Origin of the sequence: Shewanella sp. 10N.286.52.B9 (assembly GCF_002873635.1) — a bacterium.
GTDB lineage: Bacteria > Pseudomonadota > Gammaproteobacteria > Enterobacterales > Shewanellaceae > Shewanella.
On the sequence record NZ_MCTY01000107.1, the window covers coordinates 1 to 3,044 of the forward strand.

A 3,044-nucleotide genomic window follows, 5' to 3' on the forward strand; every position below is an offset into this window, starting at 1 on the left:
GCTGGGTTGTCGTTGTCTTGATGAAGGTCATAGTTGATGCAACCTTCTTCAGCACGAGTTATCTCGATAAGTTTTAGTAGCTCAGCTTTCACAAGTTCAATTTTGTCGTCATTGGCTTTGATGTTTGCAACAATCGTTAATGTAGTCATAGGAGTTTCCTTCGTTCTGAGTTAGTGCCGTGCTTAGCGCACTGCGTTGTTGGTATGGAGGTATAATAGTGCGAACATTACCAATGAAAAACAGCCCATCAATTGAATAATTACCAATTAAAATTTGATAATAATCTTTTAATATTTCATGTGGTGCGATATAAAGGGATAGTCATTTTCAGATTTTGTTAACACACTGATTAAAAGGTAACGGTTATGCTCTTAGAGGATTTTCAGGTCATTTTAAAAGTCGCAGAGTTTCGCAGCATCACTGCTGCTGCGACAAATCTGGATATGCGCACGGCAACGGCAAGTGCGGCGGTGAAACGTGTTGAGGCATCATTAGGGGTTGAATTATTTGTACGAACGACTCGTCATTTACGCTTATCTTCCGCCGGCGAGCGTTATTTGCCTCAGTGTGAAGAGGCGTTGCAGATGCTTGAAAAAGCCAAAATGAACATGCGTGAAGAGCTAGGGATTATTGATGGAGAGATCCGCATCGCCCTTTCGTCTGATTTGGGCCGAAATGTGGTCACACCTTGGCTTGATGAATTTTTGTTGGACTACCCAGACGTTTCACTTCGCTCCAGTATCAGTGACAGCAACATCGATTTTTATCGAGATTCTGTTGATATGGCGCTGCGCTATGGCTCACCAACCGATGCGAGTATGTACGGTTTTAAAATTTGTGATGTGCCAAGGCTGTTGTGCGCCAGCCCGGAGTATTTAGCAAAATACGGTACTCCATCCGAGCCAGATGATCTGCTTGAACATAATGCCCTGTTTTACCAGTTACATGATATTTTGCAAAATGAGTGGTTGTTTAATGATGGAAAAGAGGACATTAAGGTAAAACTGAAAGGTAACAGAGCATCTAATGATGGCGATCTTGTTCGGCGCTGGTGTGTGGCGGGGAAAGGGGTAGCAATCAAGTCTTGCCTCGATATGGCCGATGACTTGCTAACAGGGAAAGTGGTCAATGTAATGGCAGACTATAAACCGACTTCCACTGAGCTTTGGTTAATATGCCCAAGCCGACAATCTATTACCCCAACCGTCCGCCTATTAAGGGATATGCTTAGAGAAAAGACCGAACAGATTCTAATCCAAATGAAGGACAAAGGGATTCTATTGGGTTAACTGTTGAGGTTGTGAGGGCGTGGAAATTGCCAGCCCTCAGTAAAGCGGTGATGGTCTTAACTACTGATGGTTGTCCAACCACTCACGAGTCACATCATCAACCGCTAATCCCGCACGGCAAACCTTGTAATCCAATTCTGCGATGATTTCATTTGAAAAGCGCAATTGATCTAGCTGTGCCAACTGTGCTGGGGTAAATACGATTGATCTTTCTTGTCGAAGTAATAATATGGCGCGATCAACGCTACCCAATAATCCTTTGGGCTCTTTTAATTCACGGATAGTAAATAGGTGGTGCAAGAACTGTGGTTTCCACAATGGCACAATAACCCACTCATTATTTTCAACCGCACGTTCGTAGGCACCAAAGCAATCCTCTTCTGAACCAGAGTGAAAATGATAACCCTCATCGCTTAATCCATATTGGTCCATCATTTCAATAGAGAATCGGGTAATGCCAGCACCTGGGTTAATACCTTGAATGTGTTTGTTGGTGCGCTTAACGACTTCTGGTTTTAATAGGTCACTGATTTGTGAAACAACCTCCTCAGGTACATAATCGGGCACCCCCCATAGAGCGTACGGTTTATAGTGCAAACCTAACTCTAACAAAGGCTCTACCGTTTCAACATCGGATTTATAGATACCGTGGCTTGAAGGTAACCAGGCAGAAGAGAGCATGTCGATACGGCCCACTTTTAGATTTTGGAAATTTTCTTGATGTGGTGCGTAGACACGTTCCACCTGAAAACCCATATCAGTTAAGACATGGCTAACTATGGATGCAGTAACGCGATGAAAAGATAAATCGGTAACCCCGAGATTGATAATGTTAGACATAACGTGTCCTTATGATAAAAGAAAAAGAGGTTTTAAAATCGCATTTAAAGTGCCGTGAGGCCGGAATAGAGCATCTTGGTTCCCGTAAGAAACAGAACGCTATAACTTATCTTGTAAATCAACTCTTGAGAGATGATATTCACCATCCACACACCGGCTCTAACCCCTAAAAACGCAATCGGCACCAAAACTAACGAGGTCATCAAGTTTTGCATATCGAGCAGCCCCATATAGCTGTATGGGATCAACTTAATAAAGTTAAGCACCGTGAAAAATACTACGCTGGTGCCGATTAATTGTTCTTTCGGCAGATTTTTTGGCAGTAGATGCATGCTTGCAGGCGGACCACCGGCATGGGCAATTGTACTGGAAAACCCAGACAACATACTTAAGGCATAGCCCTTTATCGGGTGGCTAAATTGAACCTGCTTTAGCAGAAACTTTTGTGTTAAAAAGACCAAAGCCAGCCCCCCAATGATAAGTTCAACGACAGATGTTGACAGACTACCCATAAAATAAGCTGCACTCATCACCCCCATAATAGCGAAGGGCATCATACTTTTTAGCTCGACGTAATTGCAGTTCTTGTGGTGGTAAAACAGCGCCATTAAATCCATACCACACAATAATGGTAATAAAATCGCAGCGGCTTGAACTGGCGATACGCTCATCGCCATCAAAGGTACCGATAGCATCCCCAAAATACCGCCGACCCCTCCCTTGCCCATGCCATAGAAAAAAACGGCAGGTATCGCTGCAACATAAAACCAAAGGTCTGTGATCATGATATGTAAACCAAGAAAATACGTAGATGAAAACAAGTGTATTTGAGCAAAAAGCTTTTAAAGCCATTCACTCAAATAAGGGGGAATACAAAGTTGGCTTAAGCGATTTGGGTCATTTCGTTGACAGTGA

Annotated in this window: 4 protein-coding genes; 1 reads left to right on the forward strand and 3 read right to left on the reverse strand. The window is 43.1% G+C overall.

The genetic code is table 11. The features are described 5' to 3' along the window. Positions 1-149: antibiotic biosynthesis monooxygenase (locus tag BCU91_RS06960; protein ID WP_198590444.1), on the reverse strand; the 149-nt coding region annotated here is incomplete at its 3' end. Positions 150-365: 216 nt separating this feature from the next. Here BCU91_RS06960 and BCU91_RS06965 point away from each other — a divergent pair. Beyond that, the gene (locus BCU91_RS06965; protein WP_102475382.1) at positions 366-1,289 is read left to right on the forward strand and encodes a LysR family transcriptional regulator; all 924 of its coding nucleotides are present in this window, start codon (positions 366-368) and stop codon (positions 1,287-1,289) included. Positions 1,290-1,349: 60 nt separating this feature from the next. Here BCU91_RS06965 and BCU91_RS06970 read toward each other — a convergent pair whose 3' ends face one another. Further along, positions 1,350-2,129 (reverse strand): glycine betaine ABC transporter substrate-binding protein, encoded by a 780-nt coding sequence (locus tag BCU91_RS06970; protein WP_102531178.1) that lies wholly within the window; start codon positions 2,127-2,129, stop codon positions 1,350-1,352. A gap of 44 nt (positions 2,130-2,173) precedes the next feature. Continuing rightward, positions 2,174-2,914 carry a sulfite exporter TauE/SafE family protein gene (locus tag BCU91_RS06975; protein ID WP_102531179.1) on the reverse strand — a complete coding sequence of 247 codons (741 nt, stop codon included), beginning with the start codon at positions 2,912-2,914 and terminating at the stop codon, positions 2,174-2,176. Between the last annotated feature and the right edge of the window lie 130 nt (positions 2,915-3,044).

Excerpts from the sequence above, each read along its gene's own strand:
- BCU91_RS06975 (WP_102531179.1), bottom strand. The coding sequence starts at position 2,914 with ATGATCACAGACCTTTGGTTTTATGTTGCAGCGATACCTGCCGTTTTT.
- BCU91_RS06965 (WP_102475382.1), top strand. The coding sequence starts at position 366 with ATGCTCTTAGAGGATTTTCAGGTCATTTTAAAAGTCGCAGAGTTTCGC.
- BCU91_RS06970 (WP_102531178.1), bottom strand. The coding sequence starts at position 2,129 with ATGTCTAACATTATCAATCTCGGGGTTACCGATTTATCTTTTCATCGC.